Here is a 16758-nt window from a genome sequence, read left to right as displayed (position 1 = left end):
CTGATGCGGTTGCCAAGGTTGGGCCCTTGGATTGGTAAGGTCGGTTGTGATGGACGATTTCAAAGGGCGGCATTTTACCGGCGAGGTCATCCTATGGGCGGTCCGCTGGTACTGCCGGTACGGCATCAGCTACCGCGATCTCGAGGAAATGCTGGCGGAACGTGGCATCGATGTCGATCACACGACCATCTATCGCTGGGTGCAGCGCTATGCGCCGGAGATGGAGAAGCGGTTGCGTTGGTTCTGGCGGCAAGGCTTTGATCCGAGCTGGCGTCTGGATGAGACCTACGTCAAGGTTCGGGGCAAATGGACCTACCTGTACCGGGCGGTCGACAAAAGGGGCGACACGATCGACTTCTTCCTCTCGTCGACCCGCAGCGCCAAAGCCGCGAAGCGCTTTCTGGGAAAGGCCCTTCGCGGGCTGAAGGGCTGGGAGAAGCCAACGAAACTCAACACCGACAAGGCCCCCAGCTACGGCGTCGCAATCGCCGAGTTGAAACGAGAAGGGAAGCTCGCCCTGGAAACCGAACACCGGCAGGTAAAATACCTGAACAACGTGCTCGAGGCCGACCATGGCAAGCTCAAATTGTTGATCAAGCCCGTGCGTGGTTTCAAATCGATGCCGACAGCCTACGCCACGATCAAGGGCTTCGAGGTCATGCGCGCCCTGCGCAAAGGGCAAGCCCGGGCATGGTGCCTGCAGCCAGGGATCAGGGGAGAGGTGCGTCTGATCGAAAGAGCATTTGGCATTGGCCCCTCGGTCATGACCGAGGCCATGGACGTGCTCAATCAGCATTTTGCCAATGCTGCCTGATCCCCAGACGGGGTGACGCTGCCCGGCCGTCACCAATGTTTGCAACAGAGCCCCTTTCCCAAGCTTTCGTCGAAATTAACAATTTCGGAGATGTGTGCGTGATCAAGCTTGCTTGCGACCGCGCAGCGCTGCGCCACTTCGAGCTGAAACTTGGCCCACGCATTCTCGCTTGAGGCATTTGCGGACGTCGTTGCGATCGCCGCAGAGAAGCAAAACAGTATGCGCTTCATCTTCATTTCTCGTTCTCAGCGCGGGATGATGCCGGCGGCCTGCTGCCGGCGGATGGCGTCTAGCAGTGCATTGTAGCTGTCGACGGTTTCGGTGAACCCCGCCTGCCGGATCTTCAACATATCGGACACAACGTCGAACTCGGCGCCGAAGACAAAATCCCCGAACCTCCATCCTACCGCTTTCTCGTATGGAACATCAGCGATCTGCTGTTCGCTGGCGAGTTTCGCCCAAAGATCGGCCTGAAGGGGCATGTGTTCAGCGAGACTGATCGGCAGAGGCGGCCCCAGGCTCAGCTCGAGGTCGATGGCAAGACGGGTCCACACGCGCTCCCACCGGAACGGCTCATGAACATAGTTGAAGGCCTCACCGGCGGCAGCGGGCGATTTCGCGGCCCAAAGGCTCGCTCGCGCCAGCGCGCGAGAATCGGTGAGCTGAGCAAAGACATGCCGGTAGACCTTTTCGCTTCCCGGGAATCTGAAAGCTGCGCCGCTGGCGCGGCAAATGGCGGCATACGCCCCGATCACCGTCGCGATGTTCATGGCATTGCCCGCCGCGTCGCCGATAACCACGTCCGGCCGTAAGATCGACCAATCATGTCTTCCGGCCGCCCGTCGTGCGATCAACTCGGCTTCCTGCGTCTGGTAGAAATTGGGGCCCAGATGGCGCGGATTGTCGTCCTCGTAGAACGGTGACCGCACTGGACCGAGATGCACTCCGTAGATTTTTGCGCCTTGGTAGAGCACGACGCGATCGAGCCGCGCACCGATGTTCTCCAGGCCATCTAGCAGGTTACGCAACATCGCGCCGTTCGTGGCATCTTCCTCGGCGAGTCCGCCGCCGCTAGCATAGGCGGCGTAGAAGACGTGCGTGGTATCAGACGCCGCCGCCGCGTCGAGTGCGGCGCGTGTTCCCTCCCGATCGGTTAGATCGGCGAGGACAGTTTGGACGAGTTTATCGCCGCGCCTCGCAAGCGCGCGAACATGCCAGTCTGTTCGATCACGCAGCTCCTCGATCAGGGCCTTGCCAATAATGCCGCTGGCACCTGCCACAAGAGCGACGTTTTGGGTCATATTCCGATCCGTGAAGCATGGGTTTCAGTGCGTGCTTGTATCTGCTTATCCGCGGCGCGGACGATAATGGCGCCTCGCTCCGCGCGCGGCCTCAGGTGAGCAACTGCAGGCGCTCAAGCTTGAGCGGTTCGCCCAATAGCTCGTCGAAGCGCCCCGCGAGCCTTTGGAAAGGTGCGCTGGCCACATGAACGTCCAGGGCGGCATCGTCTTCCCACACTTCGTACATGACGATCGTGCCAGGACGTTCGCAGCTCTGATGCGCGATGTAAGCGGCGCAACCCGGCTCCCTGAGCACATCAGCGGAAATGTCGCGTATTGCGGCCGCCAGGTCTTCTTCCTTCCCAGGTTTCGGAACGAGATAGGCGATCAAACGGACTTCGCCCGTGGCTGCTTCGGATGTCGTATTCACTCGGAGATTCCTTATTTGAGCAGGACGGGACTGAGGTGGTCCCGCCTTCCTGGACAGGTTTGCGGCAAAATTAAGCTCAAGCCGATGTCGTCATGCCGCGAGTTTGGCCATCAGATCATGGGGGGCATGCCCCCCATGATCTGATGGGCCGATTTGCCCATATGCCTCTGTCGGGGTTCTACCGGCAAGGGCGGAATGAGGCCGGTGGTGGTTATAGTAGGTGAACCAGCGCGCCAGGCCCGCCCGCAGTTCGCTGCCGGTCTCGAAGGCGTGGAGATAGGGAAGGGCGGCTCGACCTCTGGCCCCGGCGCGCACCGTGGCAGCGGTGATGGCGAGGGCAAGATGCGTCTTGCCCGAACCAGTGCCGCCTACCGCGACGATATTGCGCCGCGCAGGCAAGAATGAGCCAGCATGGAGTGAGCGCACCAGCCCTTCGTTGATCGGCGTGTCGACGAACTCGAAGTTGTCCAGATCCTTGATCTCGGGCAGCTTGGCGGCATGCATCCGGTAACGGATCGATGCTGCCTCACGGGCGACTGTCTCGGCGCGCAGGAGGTCGGTGAGCATCTCATGGATGGTCCGCCCCCTCTGGACACCGGTGGTGACCGCTTCATCGAAGGCCCCAGCCATGCCCTTGAGGCCAAGGGCTTTGAGATGGGCGATGATCTCATGCCGCTGCATGGAGGCTCTGTTGCAAACTCTGATGCGGTTGCCAAGGTTGGGCCCTTGGATTGGTAAGGTCGGTTGTGATGGACGATTTCAAAGGGCGGCATTTTACCGGCGAGGTCATCCTATGGGCGGTCCGCTGGTACTGCCGGTACGGCATCAGCTACCGCGATCTCGAGGAAATGCTGGCGGAACGTGGCATCGATGTCGATCACACGACCATCTATCGCTGGGTGCAGCGCTATGCGCCGGAGATGGAGAAGCGGTTGCGTTGGTTCTGGCGGCGAGGCTTTGATCCGAGCTGGCGTCTGGATGAGACCTACGTCAAGGTTCGGGGCAAATGGACCTACCTGTACCGGGCGGTCGACAAAAGGGGCGACACGATCGACTTCTTCCTCTCGTCGACGCGCGCCCGATATTTACCGTCGAGCTCGGCGGAGAACTTTGAGCGGAACTGCCCTTCGGGATAGTCCCCTACGGCTGAGCGGACGATGTGGGTCCAGATCGCAAGCCGATCGTCGGCGATGTTGCGCCAGGTGCCGTTGAGCTTCTCGTGCCAATCATTGAGGTGGATCGGATCAGCCGTCTCGAAAGCCAGCCCTTCGAGACGGAACATCATCATGAGATCGCCGCTATCGAGCGCAATCACATCGGGCGTCACATGGCGGGCATACCCGTTTGCGTTCCTCGAACATCGAACGGAACAGGCGGTTCTCCATGGCGCGGGCAGCGCCGGTTTCGATATGCATGACAGCCTCCTTTGGTGAGGCGGTCAGTCGATCAGGCCCGCGTCCTTTCGGTTATCCCCAGTCCTGGGGAGATCATCGGCCGAAAACATCTGCGAAGCTGATCTGTCCATCGAACAAAGCGCGGATCGCCAGCAGCGTGCGCTTCGTCACGCCGTAGCGGTCGCGCGCATCCTTGACATGCTGGATCACCGTTCCTGCGCCGCCACTATCAGGGCTATCGCATCGACCACCCGAACCGCGGCGGGCAACGCCACGCCGTCTATACGTTGGTTGGGGATGCGCGTCTTCTTGGCCCGACAGCTCGCGCGCCGAAAGCATCGGTCCAAGGTGAATTCGCGTTCACGGGATAAGCGAACTTGCATCCCGCCTGCAGCATTTGAACAGGATTGCCATCAGGATTGATTGACTTCGGCTATCCCAGCCTGACGCAGAAAATCAGCGGCCCCTAGGTTCATGTCGATCTCCATTCCGGATCGGAGCCAATGATAGACGAAAGGCAGGAGCAGCGGATTGCTGGTTCTGCGCTGGAATATGCTGTTCTGAAATTCGCGCGACCGTCTTTCGCATTCGCTATCGTCACAACCTCCCGCGAGCGCCAGTTCCCATAGTGCTTCAGCCTCTGCGCGGGCTAGCTTCTGAGCATCCGCCGCATCACGCTGCCGGAAAGCATCGCGCACCGCCCAGGACAGAACCGGGGTTGCTGGAACGAGGACCGTGACAACGAAATCGGTGAAGGGCAGATTGAGGGCTAGCCCGGCAGCTACAAGCGCGAGCACGATTGCTACCGCCCCGGCGACCAACAGGAAACTGTAGTTTTCGCGCAGCTTTGCGTCATACCACAGGTTTGTTCGCTGGCAGATTATCCGCGCTAAATGCAATGGCGCCCGTCCAACAGCAGCCGGATACCAATCGATGAGCTTTGCATCACCCTTGGGCCATCGCCGATCCGCCTCGGCGATAATCTCCGGTTCAAGCGGCTTGCCGGCGGCAAATTTGCTCCATGGCAATTTTAGAAGGTCGCAGTCGAACCGCTCGCAGATCAGAGCCGCAGTCTTCAAGCGGCGCTTCAAGGCTCTGTCGAGAAATCCGATGTCGATAAGCGTGAGGCTGACCGATACCGCGGCGGCGACCGGGCGTATCGCCGGCATGAATAGCGCGACGATCGCCATCACAACCGGGACAACGACAGTCAAAGTGACCTGCACCAGCTGCAGATGGGTCGCGCGCCGATAGATTTCGGACCGAGCGCGCAGCAGGCGCAAGAAATGCGGTGTGTTCTGACGCTCAGCTATGTCGTTCATGGTCATTCAATCACCACATGGAACGGCGGACTTTGCCCGACAAGGACATCGTCGGCCATCCTGATGATGAAGGCCTCGGCGAGATGCACTCCCCGATAATGAAGTTCCTCCCACCGCCGTTCATTTTGCTGGGGAGTATAGAAGTCGCCGCGCCCCTGCCGCAGTGACAGCGCCGCAGCGCCGGTGTTGGTGATGCGCCACTGTACCCGAAACCCGCTGGGCAACAGCTGTCCTCCGCCGATCCTTGCCTCGAACCACAGGCCTCCCCGACGAGGCAGCACCTCTCCTGGCGTTACCACCCGAATAGGTGTGGAATTGCGGGATTGATGCCAGGTCGCCGTGACATGGACGTCGCGCGACACGTGCGCCGCCTTGCTCCAGCTGGGCTCGAGCATATGCGGAGGCCGGTAAAAGAAGTCCGGGAGGATCGACACGCCATAATCACGAACGACCTCTACCAGGCTGTCGAGATGAGCGGCTGTGCTGGTCAGCAAAGCGCGCACTCGCGACACGCCCTCCACATTGGCCTTGGACGCTTCTACCACTTCGCCCTTGGCAAAGGCCTCCCCGAAAACACGGCGCCACGCGGTGATGCTGGAAGCGCGGTCTTCCGCGAGATAGGCCTCGTCAATCCATCCACGATATTTGTGAATGAAGGACCTGAAGTTGAGATACTGGGTATCGGTCCAGCTGGCGGCAAAATCCTCGCTCGAAAGCTTCGGGTTCTCCACCCGCGGTTTGGCCGGCCTATCCTGCAGCCAATCATCAAGCCGTCCGATGACCGTCCGCAAGGTGGTGGGGACATCCGAAAATGCGTCGGAATCCTTATCATACCAGTGAATCTGCATGCCCAGCAGCGTTGTGAGCAAAACCGAAGGGCAGGTGAACGTGGTCTTGATGTCCCGGAGATACTTCATCAACCGCGTCACTTTGCGGAAGCTGTTTGATCCCGACAGCGTGTTCCGCTCACGGAGCCAAGCCGTGAATTCGACCGGTTCGCTCGCATCGAAGCGGTCGGCAGCACGATTGCAGACTTCCAGGCTTCCGTCATGTTTCCGCGATCGAACCAGCGGAGCAATATCCACCTTGCGCTCGCCGGGATAGGTGATGGTGACGCAATAATCCCAGGTTTTGGCCTTGGAGCCATAAACGGAGCTGTCAGCGAATGCTTTTCCCAGCTTCGCGACATAGTCCTTCGCACTCCAGCCATCGACCGGGTCGATGACAACCAGCAGGTCAGCATCGAATTCGCCGCCATCAACCGGTTTGATAATCGTGTCGTGCGCCCACGAACCCTGCTCTTCAAACCCACGGACCCGGGGAGACCATTCACATTGGCGGATGAAATTTCTGATCGCTTCCACATTGGATTCAAGCAGATCGATGCGGGTCTGGTTGAGGTTGACGGTCTCTTTGAGAAACGACGTGAATTGAGAAACCAGCTTCATTATGTCGCCTCAGGCTGCCAGAGCGATGGTCGCGCGCTCCGCACGATTGAAGGCGAAGCCTACCGGTGTGACCGCGCGCGTCCGGAAAAATGCGACCGTATCCGCGTCGAGTTCGACGCGATCCAGAGGGCCGAGCAGCCAGCTCTCCCCATAGATTTCCAGCCAAACCTCTAAGTTGCGTGTCGCCAACCCACCGAGTGCGAGAATATCCTCGGCAGACACAGACGAATGATTGGTCGCCCGCAGGCAGCCATCGATATCGATGATATGGTGGCCGATCACGGTCCTGTTTACGCATTTCATCCTATCGTCTCCGATTCGGTTGTCACACCGTTACAATCGGCGATGAGGATGACAAAAACGGACACCCATGCTCACAATAAGGAAATCGCCGTTCGCAGGGCCACGAAGCCAGGTATCCGTCTGTCCGTGCGGACGACTTGGGAACTACGTGAATTCAGGACCGGCGCTGCGCTCAGGCGAAACTGGCGAGGCGACCTGAAGCGTCGATCTCGATCGCGCCACGCCAGGCGCCAGGCACCGCAGCCAGATCTTCTGAACAGTGATCGGTGACGATCAGCTTGGTCCAGAACAGGCATATTGGCGCGGTGACCGGTTTGCCCCAGCCCGCAAGGTCGATACGGGCCTTGACCTCGATCCGGATGCCTCGCAGCCGCTTCGCGCCGTCAGTTGCCCCTCGCCACATGACGTTTCCTATGCGTTCGCCCTTAGCGAACAGATACGTCACGTTCGTTACCTCACCCCTGCAAGAAACTCCGCCAGGACAGCGGCATGGTTCACCACAGGATCGCGTGCTGCGTAAAGAAGCGTGATGTCCTGCCTTTTTGCGAGGGCGAGCAGCTGCCCAACCACCTCAGTGTTGTGGGTCAACTCGTCACGGTATTTTTGCCGAAAGGCGTCGAAACGCGCGGGATCGTGAGCGAACCATCCTCGCAGGTCCGGGCTGGGTGCGATGTCCTTGAGCCACAGATCGAGAGCCGCGGCCTGGCGAGAGACCCCTCTCGGCCACAACCGATCGACAAGCACGCGACAGCCATCGTCTGGTGCGAGAGGCGCATAGATCCGCTTGATCTGTATCTTGCCCATCAACTGCCTTTCCTGGCTTTGTGTCCGACCCAGGCCGGAGGATCGCTTGCCGGGAAAGATTCGATCGAAGCCTCATCGATCTCATCGATGAGTTTGCCGCTTGCCAACACTTCACGCACTTGGCGCGTGATTTCCAGCTTAAGGCCAGCCAGGATCGAAGCGCTGCGACTGTCATTGGCCGACGTCACGCAGCCGCAGAAGCGTTCGAGCACGACCTCTTCGACAAGCAGATCAAGCGGTCGATCCTCGACGCGGTGACGTTCGGCGATGCGCCGCGCGGCGGCGGCGACCGCTTCGGGATTGATTGGATCATCATATTCATGCGTCATCGGCCCGCTCCGTATTTGAAGCGCCCCGGGTTTCCCGGAGGCATTTTCAATTGAGTCATGCAACCATATCGAGGGGCTCTCTGGCTGCATAGTAGTTTGCCTCGGCCTCGGCGGGCGGGATGTAGCCGATGGGGCCGAAAAGGCGCTGGTTGTTGAACCAATCCACCCAGCGCAGGGTTGCTATTTCGACTGCCGATGCGCTTGGCCATGACCTCTGACGCCAGATCACCTCGGTTTTGTAGAGGCCATTGATGGTCTCGGCCAAGGCATTGATGCTCCTATGTTGGTCAAGAGCCTTTCGCGGCTGCTGGGAGCGGCTTTTCAGTACAGAGGTGCTGGTAGATTTCGCGAGCGATGTACCGCTTGAGGCACCGCCGGATTTCGCGAGGCGACTTGCCTTCGGCGGTTCGGCGCTGGATATATTCGCGGGTCGGCGGATGGTGGCGCATGCGAACCAAGGCGACGCGGTACAGAGCCGCATTCGCCCGCCGGTTGCCACCGCGGTTGAGCCGGTGACGGTTGGTCTTGCCACTTGATGCCGGCACGGGGCACACGCCGCATAGCTTGGCGAACGCGGCCTCGGATCGGATCCGCTGAGGATTGTCTCCCAAGACAATGAGCATGTCGGCGATGGTACCGGTCGACACGCCAGGCGCATCCATCAGTGCCGGTGCGTGGGCACGCACCAACTGCTCGAGGGCGGCTTCGTGCTCCTTGATCTCGGCATCCAGCATCAGCCATCGGTTCGCTAATGCGCGTAGCGCCATCTTCGCCGATGCAGTGGTGGACACCAGTGCCCCCGGGCGCAGCGCTGCGATCGCTCGGATAAGCGTCATCTTGCCGGTGATGCCGATGAACCGCTCGCGCAACGCCTGTGGCGCGTTCACCAGCATTGTCTTGAGCGTGACCATGGCTTGTGTTCGCGCTTTGAGCGCAGTGTTGCGGGCTATCTTGAGGTGACGGATCATTTCAACGGTGCCATCACCAACTTTGGGCTCACCGTCGGCGTCACCCGCAAGCACGGCCCTTGCAGCGGACTCGGCATCCACGGTATCGGTCTTGCCATATCGACGCCGGAGCTGCCGGTTGATCCGGCCGACCTCAATGACGCGCAAACCCTTCGCAGCCAGCGCACGTGCGAGGCCGGCACCGTATGAGCCAGTTCCTTCGATGCCGAATGCGTGCACGGTTCCGTGCTCGGTTGCCCAAGCTGCCACCTGGCGATAGCCCTTGCTGGTTACCGGGAACGATGCTGTGGCAAGCCGCGCGCCCAGTCCGTTGATCGCGACCGCGACGTGAACGTCTTTATGGGTGTCGATGCCGATGACGACAGCGTCTGGTGTGATATCATGCATATTGGTCCTCCAGGCGGGTGGAACCCGAAGGCCCTTCGCGAGCGGACAGGACTGTGACGGGACGGCACTCCCTCAGGCTCCTATCAAGTCACGTTTCGCGACGCCTCGGGTGCAGCCTGGAGGGCCGACAGATCAACGCCATGACACGTGGTCAGTCGTAAGCATGGGTCAGACCTTCCAGACTGCATGCATCTTCTCACAGTCATAGCTGTCGCCGACGCTGCCGACCGATGGCACGAGGTTGGCTTCGGCCAGACGCTGGGTGTAGTTCATGGCGAGATATTGAACGCCCCTGTCGCTATGGTGGATCAGGCCATCTTCCGGCCCTGGCCTGCGGGCGTGTATCGCCTGTTCCAAGGCGTCCAGCACGAAGCCGGCGGTAGCCGACGTGCTGACCTTCCAGCCCACGATCCGGCGGGCATAGGCGTCGATCACGAAAGCTACATAAACGAAGCCGGCCCAGGTGTGGACGTATGTAAAATCGACCACCCACAATGCGTTGGGACGTTCAACGCGGAACTCGCGATTGACTTTATCCAATGGGCACGGGGCTTTCGGATTGCTGACCGTGGTGATCGTCGTCTTGCCACGCCGAATGCCCGCCAGCCCCATGGCCGCCATCAGGCGCTCCACGGTGCACCGGGCGACAGCCACGCCATCGCGCAGCAACTGGTGCCAGACTTTGCGCGCTCCATAGAGCCCGGAACTGGCCTCGTGGACGCGCTTGATCTGCGCCTTGATCTCGTCATCACGACGGGCACGCGCGGGGCGCCTGCCAGGATCGGCCAGGCGACGTGCATGTTCATGGTAGGAGGACGGGGCGATCGCCAACTCATGGCAGATCGGCTCGATACCCAGATCCTCACGATGGGCGTCGATGAACGACATCATCATTTCTCGCGGCGGTCGAGTATCCGTCTTGGTCAAGGGCGAACAGGTTGCCAATCGCGTCCTTCACGCAACAACGTGTTTGCCAGAACGATGATGCGCCGCATGACGGCGGTGATAGCCACCTTCTTTGCTTTCCCTGCATTTACGAACTGCTGATATTTGTCACGGAAATCATGATTGAAGCGAATGGCAACCAACGCAGGCATGTAAATTGCCCGTCGAAGTGATGCCCTACCACCAATAATCCGCTCTTTGCCTTGCCACTTGCCTGACTGTTGCGTCATAGGCGCAAGCCCAGCCAGAGCGGCGATCTTTTTGCTGTCGAGATGTCCAAGCTCTGGCATGTCGATCACCAACGTGGTCGCGGTCAATCTGCCGATCCCGGGAATGGTCATGAGGCGTCTGATGCGCTCATCAAGGGTGCCACGCTGCTGAGCGATCTGCGCAATCACTTGATCCAGGGCTTTGATGTCCGTGTCGATGTCATCGATCCGGCGGCAAAGTTGGTCCTTCACAAGCGGGTTGCTCGCTGTGGCGAGACGCGTCTTTGCGGTGATCTGATCTTTGACCATGGCCCGCCTAGCTGTGGTCGCGTCCCGGGACGTGGTGTAGGTTCTGACGGTAGCGCTGCTGGCCGGGCGCGCGCTTTCCATATAGCGCTGTAGCGTCCGGCCAGCAGCGCGGGTGGTCACCGCGATTTTCGGATAGGTTTGGGTTGCAAAGCTCGAACCTGGAGAACCACGATGACCGATTCCATGATGCACTTGCGCACGCTGGTCGAGAAGGCCCCTGACGCGGATATTTTGCGCGAGATGATCTCGTTTGCCGCCGGGCGGCTGATGGAGATGGAGGTGGGAGGCCTGACTGGTGCCGGTCACGGCGAGAAGTCTGCCGACCGGCTCGTCCAGCGCAACGGCTATCGCAACCGCGACTGGCACACCCGCGCCGGCACGGTCGAACTGCGCATCCCCAAGTTGCGTAAAGGCAGCTATTTTCCTGGATTTCTGGAGCCGCGCCGGATGGCCGAACGGGCGCTGACGGCGGTCATCCAGGAAGCCTACGTGCATGGCATCTCGACGCGCTCGGTCGATGACCTGGTCAAAGCGCTGGGCATGGATGGCATCTCCAAAAGCCAGGTCAGCCGCCTGTGCGAAGAGCTCGACCAAAAGGTGCATGCCTTCCTCGATCGCCCGATCGAGGGCGACTGGCCCTACCTGTGGATCGACGCCACCTATGTCAAAGTCCGCCAGAATGGCCGGATCGTATCCGTTGCGGTGATCATTGCGGTGGGCGTCAACAGCGACGGTCGCCGCGAAGTGCTGGGTATGGACATCGGCCCATCGGAGGCTGAGCCATTTTGGACGGCCTTTCTGCGCAAGTTGACGCGCCGGGGCCTGCGCGGCGTGAAGCTGGTGATCTCCGATGCGCATGAGGGCATCAAGGCGGCGGTCTCCAAGCTGCTGTGCGCGACATGGCAGCGTTGCCGCGTCCACTTCATGCGCAATGCCCTGGCCCATGCCGGCAAGAGCGGTCGCCGGGTCGTCTCGGCCTTCATCGGCACCGCCTTCGCACAGGAAACGCCCGAGGCAGCCAGCCAGCAATGGCGCTCTGTCGCCGACCAGATGCGTCCGAAGCTCCCAAAACTCGCCACCTTGATGGACGATGCCGAACCCGACGTGCTGGCCTACATGACCTTCCCAAAGGAGCACCGCGCCAAGTTGCACAGCACGAATCCCATCGAGCGGCTGAACGGCGAAATCAAACGCCGCACCGAGGTTGTCGGCATCTTCCCGAACGAGGCTGCGATCACCCGCCTCATCGGCGCCATTCTCATGGAACAGTCCGATGAATGGGCCGTCCAGCGTGGACGATACATGTCGCTTGAAACCATGGCGCCGGTGAGCGACAATCCCATCGTCGTGCTCTCGGCTGTGCCAGGCGCATGATCGGCTCAAGCTGATGCCGAATTTGGCGGTGGCCCAGATAAGCTACACCATGCCGTGGGACACGATCCTAGCTGTCAGCAACTCTCTGAGATCATGAATATCTTCGCCTTCAATGCCTTGTGGGGCCAGATCAAGGACCACGCCCATTCGTGCCAACATCCTGGCATCAACGCTGTCGGTCTTGGCCAGACGGCCGATAGCCTGAGCAAAGCGCCGCGCTTGCTTCGGATTGACCTTGATGAAAGGCTGCCCCGCCAAGCTGAGGTATCGTTCAAGCCCACGATGATATGCGCCGGTCGCCTCGAAAACGACCAACACCCCCTTATTCTTACCCAGCCATGTGCATAGCTGGGCGAAACCCTCAACCGTGTTGGGCAGGCTGAGTGCTGCGTCTTGGGAATGCCAAAACGCATCCAGGCGGTCTTTCGACACGTCGATCCCGATGGTATCCTTGGCCATCTCTTCTTTCTACCTTTGCTTGTCGTTCGGGCCCGGAGCCCACGTATCCGTTCAGGTCGTAAGAAAAGACGGAGGCTCGCCAAACTCGACCGCGGTCCTGCAAGACCAAGCTCCGCACGGCGCCGCCTCCGCCACAACCCGGCACCGCAGCTGCGGTGCCGGGTTGTGGCTCCCTTTTGCCTCAGGAGCCGGGAATTCTCATAAGACAAGCTCCGCCATCGCAAAATACGCTGATGCCTTGCGCAGGATCTCGTTGGCGCGCCGCAGTTCCTTGACCTCGCGCTCCAGCAGTTTGAGCCGGGCCTGGTCATCGGCGGCCAGCGCCGCTGGTGCCGTTCGTCGGCTCGCCTCCTCACGGCACCAGCGGCGCAGAGTCTCGGCCGTGCAGCCAATCTTGCTGGCGATCGAGGTCATCGCCTCCCACTCCGAGCCGTAATCGGCGCGATGCTCGCCAACCATGCGCACCGCGCGTTCGCGGACTTCAGGTGAAAACTTGTTCCGGGTCTTGTTCATCACGAAAGCTCCTTCTCACAAATCGGAGCCTCCGGGAAACCCGGGGCGCTTCAGCCGCTGCTTGCTTGCGATGTGTGGGAGCATGCCTACTACATCGATTACCGCCAGGATCGCGCGGGCTGGATCACGTCCTGGTGGAACAGGCTCGCAAATTGGAGCTTCGCCGAAACGCAGTTTGACGCGGCGATCGGCCAGGGCAAGCCGTGGCGCTATCCACCATCACAGACCGCCCGTTGAATAAGGAGGAGAAGTAAATGCTCGTTGACGTTTGGGCTGGCGATAGCAGTTCCCCAGCAGCCTGGGGCAGTTTTCACTTCGCGCGGTCACCCCAGGCAGGCGAAGAGATCGAGATCGACGGAACGGTCGTCGTCGTGACGCGGGCCTGGCATCGGCCCAGCATCTATTACAAGGGTGCCAAGTTCGCGATTCTCGTCGAGGAACCTGTCGCTGACGCCCAAGTGCGTCCAGAAGTCCGAGATCACGCCGACATGGCGGTTTGAGTAGACGCGGAGAAGGGCGATGTCGCCCTTCTCCGCGCTCAGTCAGGCGGCGAGCAATTCGTCCGCCGGACCGAAGAATTCGTAATGAATGCGGTCGGATGGGACGCCAGCCAGCGACAAGGTCGAGACGGCGTGCCGCAGAAACGGGCGTGGTCCGCAGATATAGTAATCGGCCTCACCTATAGGCGTGTTGGCGACCAGCCATTCATCGGTAATGATGCCGGCGACGTCATAATCCCGTCCTGCGACTTCATCTTCGAGCGGGGTCTGATGAAAATCGGTGACGGTGATTGACTTGCCCCGCCCAGCGACAGCGCGAACATGATCACGCATTGCGTGGGTATCGCGGTCATAAGTTCCGTGGACATAGTGCACGGGGACTCCCGTCTCGCCCTCAGCAAGCGTTTCGAGCATCGCCACCATCGGGGTCAGCCCCACGCCGCCCGACAGGAGGATCACCGGGCGTTCGACATGCGCTGCCAGGAAGAATTCGCCTGCAGGCGCGGCAACTTTGAGCACCGTGCCCGGCTTGGCTTCATCATGAAGCCAGTCTGACGCAAGACCAAGCGGCTCACGCTTGACCGAAATGCGATAGGTTTCGCCGTTGGGGGCTGCTGAAATCGAATAGTTGCGCTTGACTGGCGGATGTCCCGGAATTTCAAGCCAGAAGGTCAGATATTGCCCGGGCTTGTGCCGCATGACGGCCCCGCCATCAACGGGGCGCAGAACGAAGGAATTGATGACGCTGCTCTCACGCACGACGTCCTCGACGCGAAAATCGCGCCAGCCATTCCATCCGCCGGTCGCGTCCTTCTGTTCTGAGTAGACTCGCTGCTCGCGGGCGATCAGGATGTTAGCCAGGAACCAGTAGGCTTCGCCCCAGGCAGCGAGAATTTCATCGGTGGCCGCATCCCCCAGCACCGCCTTGATCGCCCCCAGGAGCGCCTCAGCAACGTGCGGATAATGTTCGGGCAGAATTTGCAGGCCAACATGCTTCTGCGCGATCCGCTCGACCGCCGGGGCAAGCGCACCGAGATTTTCGATGTTGCTCGCATAGGCGAGAATGGCGCCGGTCAGTGCCCGCGGCTGCGAACCGGCATCACCATGGTGCGATTGGTTGAAAAGGTCGCGAATGTTCGGGTTCTGGAACATCCGGGAATACATCTCGTTCACGATGTCGAGGCCATGTGCTTCGAGCGCGGGGACGGTCGCCTTGACGAGCGCGATGGTCTGATCGCTGAGGGGCTGCGTCATCAACTTCTCCTTTTTGGATGCGTTGAAAATCCCGGAATGTCAGAGCTTGGGAATGTGATCGTAAAAATCCACCTGCATCTTCATCGGCCCTGTCGGCGTTACGAAATGCGGTTGCTGAGGGAGAATCAAGCCAGGCTGGTCAGGCGTCAGGACGATCTCCGAAGGTGGCTCGAGGTAGGTTAGCCGGAGTTCGCCCTCGAAAACCCGGATCACGCCCCAAACACCAGCCTTCGTGTCATGTCGCGCGCGCAAGGCAGCCGGCAGAGTGTCCTGGTCGAACACCGGCGTGGAACGGTAAGGCAAGATTTCAGCCATGGGTTTGCCCTGGTCGCTCGATGGCATCCTTACGTTCCGCGTTGGCGACCGATGCAGCACTCCGTTCCTCCAGTTGGAAGAACATCGCCAGTTGCAGGCTCTCGGCGATCCGCCGCGCCTTCGCTTGTAGCGCCGCTGCCGCTTCGGGCGTCATCCTGTCATTGGTCGTTTGAACCCAGAGTGCGAGCCACCGCTCGAACAGCACGGGCGTTATCCTGGCCTTATGCTTCAAATGGGCCGGCACCGGTTGCCCCTTGTATCGGCCACTGGTGAGCATGACGGAGGACCAGAACGCAGTCAGCTTCCCAAGATGCTCCGGCCAGTCATCGATCGCATCGTTGAAAATCGGCCCAAGCGCGGGGTCGGCGCGGACCCGCGCGTAAAATTCCTCCACCAAAGGAGTCAGCTCTTCTTCTCTGATTTTCGAGACACCGTCCACGACTCGTGCTCCAATCATGCATATATAATACATCTATCATAATTGCGCAAAAACGCAAGGCTAGCGCATATTTCCAGGTCGTCGGTCGCGGCGATGTACACAGCCTGAGAAACTGCTCAGCCCCGCTAGTTTAGCCTTGAATCCGAAACACGAAGGCATAGCATCAGCCAGCGACCCGAAGGAGTCTCGGTAAGACGAAGACGGGCGGGTTTTCTTTTCCGATTCCGTCGGACATTCGCTGGAACGCTAATCCGCGTGATCTGGCGCACTCGGAATTTTCAAACACCGTCACAAATACCTAACCGTCACAAATACCTAATTGTGCGCAGCTCAAGATCTAATCACCCGATTTTCGCGATCAAGCGGCCGGCGGCACCCTGCTCAGCCGCCAGATTGCGATTATAGGCGAGCGGCATCCGGGGACTCTTCCAGCGTAGCGCATCCATGATCCCCGCCAGATCTTCGCCGCTCGCAAACAGATCCTGGTTCAAGCCCACCCGCGTCGAATGCGCGCTCACGCCCTTGAGCAACTGCGCCAGATCATCGGCGGTGAGGTCGCTCAGCGCGCCCTTGTCGAAGGCGCGCCGGATCATTGCCCGCCAGATCGGCCCGATCGAACCCGGGTGCAACGCCCCCTCTCCCACATCATATTCGGTGCGCGCCGGCACCGCCGACTTCGGCAACGTCTTGCGCAGATCCCAGCTTTCGCGGCCAGAAATCGTCTCGATCCGCCGCCCCTTGACCGCGGCCCGCGCCTTGTAGCGGCGCACCTGCACCCGGCGAAACAGCGGTCCCTCCTCGATGTCGGCAGCCGCAGTCCAGGCGGCGATCGCCCGCACCGAGCGCGGGCTGAGGAACGCGGTCGCGCCCTTTCCCTCCTGATCGCCCTTGCTGCGCGAAATCGTCAGCAGCCGCGCCTCGGGATCGATGGCGGGCTCTGTTGCAAACATTGGTGACGGCCG

Annotated in this window: 20 protein-coding genes, 7 pseudogenes and 1 other annotated feature; of the genes and pseudogenes, 5 read left to right on the top strand and 22 right to left on the bottom strand. The window is 60.4% G+C overall.

Annotated elements, in window-relative coordinates; all coding sequences use genetic code 11:
* Positions 1-49: 49 nt before the first annotated feature.
* Positions 50-814 carry an IS6 family transposase gene (locus SBI20_RS17145; protein WP_317976267.1) on the top strand — a complete coding sequence of 255 codons (765 nt, stop codon included), beginning with the start codon at positions 50-52 and terminating at the stop codon, positions 812-814.
* Positions 815-843: 29 nt separating this feature from the next.
* Here the strand turns inward: SBI20_RS17145 and SBI20_RS17140 are convergent, their stop codons facing one another.
* The 5 genes and pseudogenes from SBI20_RS17140 to SBI20_RS17120 all read right to left on the bottom strand — a co-directional run.
* Entirely contained in the window at positions 844-1044 is a 201-nt protein-coding gene (locus tag SBI20_RS17140) for a hypothetical protein (protein WP_317976286.1), read from the bottom strand.
* A gap of 15 nt (positions 1045-1059) precedes the next feature.
* Positions 1060-2115: an SDR family oxidoreductase gene (locus tag SBI20_RS17135; protein ID WP_317976285.1), complete on the bottom strand. Its 1056-nt coding sequence runs from the start codon at positions 2113-2115 to the stop codon at positions 1060-1062.
* A 91-nt stretch (positions 2116-2206) separates the two neighbouring features.
* Entirely contained in the window at positions 2207-2524 is a 318-nt protein-coding gene (locus SBI20_RS17130) for a putative quinol monooxygenase (RefSeq protein ID WP_317976284.1), read from the bottom strand.
* Between the two features lie 90 nt (positions 2525-2614).
* Entirely contained in the window at positions 2615-2839 is a 225-nt protein-coding gene (locus SBI20_RS17125) for an integrase core domain-containing protein (RefSeq protein ID WP_317976297.1), read from the bottom strand.
* Positions 2816-3205 (bottom strand): annotated as a pseudogene (locus tag SBI20_RS17120) (ATP-binding protein); the annotation flags it as partial. The gene SBI20_RS17125 and the pseudogene SBI20_RS17120, both read right to left, overlap by 24 nt.
* Before the next feature lie 68 nt (positions 3206-3273).
* On the opposite strand from SBI20_RS17120, the pseudogene SBI20_RS17115 reads away from it, so the two are divergent.
* Positions 3274-3600 (top strand): annotated as a pseudogene (locus tag SBI20_RS17115) (IS6 family transposase); the annotation flags it as partial.
* Here SBI20_RS17115 and SBI20_RS17110 read toward each other — a convergent pair.
* From SBI20_RS17110 to SBI20_RS17055, 11 genes and pseudogenes are all read right to left on the bottom strand, one after another.
* A pseudogene (locus tag SBI20_RS17110) lies at positions 3582-3920 on the bottom strand (transporter); the annotation flags it as partial. The pseudogenes SBI20_RS17115 and SBI20_RS17110 sit on opposite strands and share 19 nt — an antisense overlap.
* A gap of 411 nt (positions 3921-4331) precedes the next feature.
* Positions 4332-5246 (bottom strand): S-4TM family putative pore-forming effector, encoded by a 915-nt coding sequence (locus SBI20_RS17100; RefSeq protein ID WP_317976283.1) that lies wholly within the window; start codon positions 5244-5246, stop codon positions 4332-4334.
* Positions 5243-6688 carry an SMODS domain-containing nucleotidyltransferase gene (locus SBI20_RS17095; RefSeq protein WP_317976282.1) on the bottom strand — a complete coding sequence of 482 codons (1446 nt, stop codon included), beginning with the start codon at positions 6686-6688 and terminating at the stop codon, positions 5243-5245. The genes SBI20_RS17100 and SBI20_RS17095 overlap by 4 nt, the downstream gene beginning before the upstream one ends.
* Positions 6689-6697: 9 nt before the next feature.
* Positions 6698-6970: a hypothetical protein gene (locus tag SBI20_RS17090; protein ID WP_317976281.1), complete on the bottom strand. Its 273-nt coding sequence runs from the start codon at positions 6968-6970 to the stop codon at positions 6698-6700.
* Between the two features lie 193 nt (positions 6971-7163).
* Positions 7164-7436: a hypothetical protein gene (locus SBI20_RS17085; RefSeq protein ID WP_146032577.1), complete on the bottom strand. Its 273-nt coding sequence runs from the start codon at positions 7434-7436 to the stop codon at positions 7164-7166.
* A gap of 5 nt (positions 7437-7441) precedes the next feature.
* Complete coding sequence (locus SBI20_RS17080) at positions 7442-7795, bottom strand: DUF488 domain-containing protein (protein WP_021318864.1); 354 nt, start codon at positions 7793-7795, stop codon at positions 7442-7444.
* Positions 7795-8124: a hypothetical protein gene (locus tag SBI20_RS17075; protein ID WP_021318863.1), complete on the bottom strand. Its 330-nt coding sequence runs from the start codon at positions 8122-8124 to the stop codon at positions 7795-7797. Before SBI20_RS17075 ends, SBI20_RS17080 begins: the two co-directional genes overlap by 1 nt.
* A 55-nt stretch (positions 8125-8179) precedes the next feature.
* Positions 8180-8395 (bottom strand): annotated as a pseudogene (locus SBI20_RS17070) (integrase core domain-containing protein); the annotation flags it as partial.
* 16 nt (positions 8396-8411) lie between these two features.
* On the bottom strand, positions 8412-9479 hold the full coding sequence (locus tag SBI20_RS17065; protein WP_317976280.1) for an IS110 family RNA-guided transposase: 1068 nt from the start codon (positions 9477-9479) through the stop codon (positions 8412-8414).
* 201 nt (positions 9480-9680) lie between these two features.
* A pseudogene (locus SBI20_RS17060) lies at positions 9681-10388 on the bottom strand (IS3 family transposase); the annotation flags it as partial.
* Positions 10298-10411: a sequence feature (AL1L pseudoknot), on the bottom strand. Its footprint overlaps the pseudogene before it by 91 nt.
* Positions 10403-10942: a transposase gene (locus tag SBI20_RS17055; protein ID WP_317976279.1), complete on the bottom strand. Its 540-nt coding sequence runs from the start codon at positions 10940-10942 to the stop codon at positions 10403-10405. It overlaps the preceding feature by 9 nt.
* A gap of 171 nt (positions 10943-11113) precedes the next feature.
* On the opposite strand from SBI20_RS17055, the gene SBI20_RS17050 reads away from it, so the two are divergent.
* Positions 11114-12316, top strand: a complete 1203-nt coding sequence (locus tag SBI20_RS17050) for an IS256 family transposase (protein WP_317973748.1) — start codon at positions 11114-11116, stop codon at positions 12314-12316.
* A 42-nt stretch (positions 12317-12358) separates the two neighbouring features.
* On the opposite strand, the gene SBI20_RS17045 is transcribed toward SBI20_RS17050, so the two are convergent.
* Both SBI20_RS17045 and SBI20_RS17040 read right to left on the bottom strand, forming a co-directional pair.
* A complete protein-coding gene (locus SBI20_RS17045) occupies positions 12359-12775 on the bottom strand; it encodes an IS110 family transposase (RefSeq protein ID WP_317976278.1) in 417 nt (138 codons plus the stop codon).
* Positions 12776-12983: 208 nt separating this feature from the next.
* Positions 12984-13288 (bottom strand): annotated as a pseudogene (locus SBI20_RS17040) (transposase); the annotation flags it as partial.
* A 21-nt stretch (positions 13289-13309) separates the two neighbouring features.
* Here SBI20_RS17040 and SBI20_RS17035 point away from each other — a divergent pair.
* Both SBI20_RS17035 and SBI20_RS17030 read left to right on the top strand, forming a co-directional pair.
* A complete protein-coding gene (locus SBI20_RS17035; protein ID WP_317976296.1) occupies positions 13310-13525 on the top strand; it encodes a Fe-Mn family superoxide dismutase in 216 nt (71 codons plus the stop codon).
* Positions 13526-13542: 17 nt separating this feature from the next.
* Positions 13543-13788, top strand: coding sequence for a hypothetical protein (locus SBI20_RS17030; RefSeq protein ID WP_054435118.1), 246 nt, complete (start codon positions 13543-13545; stop codon positions 13786-13788).
* Positions 13789-13830: 42 nt separating this feature from the next.
* Here SBI20_RS17030 and hmpA read toward each other — a convergent pair whose 3' ends face one another.
* From hmpA to SBI20_RS17010, 4 genes and pseudogenes are all read right to left on the bottom strand, one after another.
* Positions 13831-15042: an NO-inducible flavohemoprotein gene (gene hmpA, locus SBI20_RS17025; RefSeq protein ID WP_317976277.1), complete on the bottom strand. Its 1212-nt coding sequence runs from the start codon at positions 15040-15042 to the stop codon at positions 13831-13833.
* A 39-nt stretch (positions 15043-15081) separates the two neighbouring features.
* A complete protein-coding gene (locus SBI20_RS17020) occupies positions 15082-15357 on the bottom strand; it encodes a DUF1971 domain-containing protein (protein WP_317976276.1) in 276 nt (91 codons plus the stop codon).
* Positions 15350-15829, bottom strand: coding sequence for a group III truncated hemoglobin (locus SBI20_RS17015; RefSeq protein WP_317976275.1), 480 nt, complete (start codon positions 15827-15829; stop codon positions 15350-15352). The genes SBI20_RS17020 and SBI20_RS17015 overlap by 8 nt, the downstream gene beginning before the upstream one ends.
* Before the next feature lie 308 nt (positions 15830-16137).
* Positions 16138-16734 (bottom strand): annotated as a pseudogene (locus SBI20_RS17010) (site-specific integrase); the annotation flags it as partial.
* Positions 16735-16758: the final 24 nt, after the last annotated feature.

It is taken from the genome of Novosphingobium sp. IK01 (assembly GCF_033242265.1).
Taxonomy (GTDB): Bacteria; Pseudomonadota; Alphaproteobacteria; order Sphingomonadales; family Sphingomonadaceae; genus Novosphingobium; species Novosphingobium pituita.
This window is presented reverse-complemented; position numbering and strand designations above follow the sequence as displayed.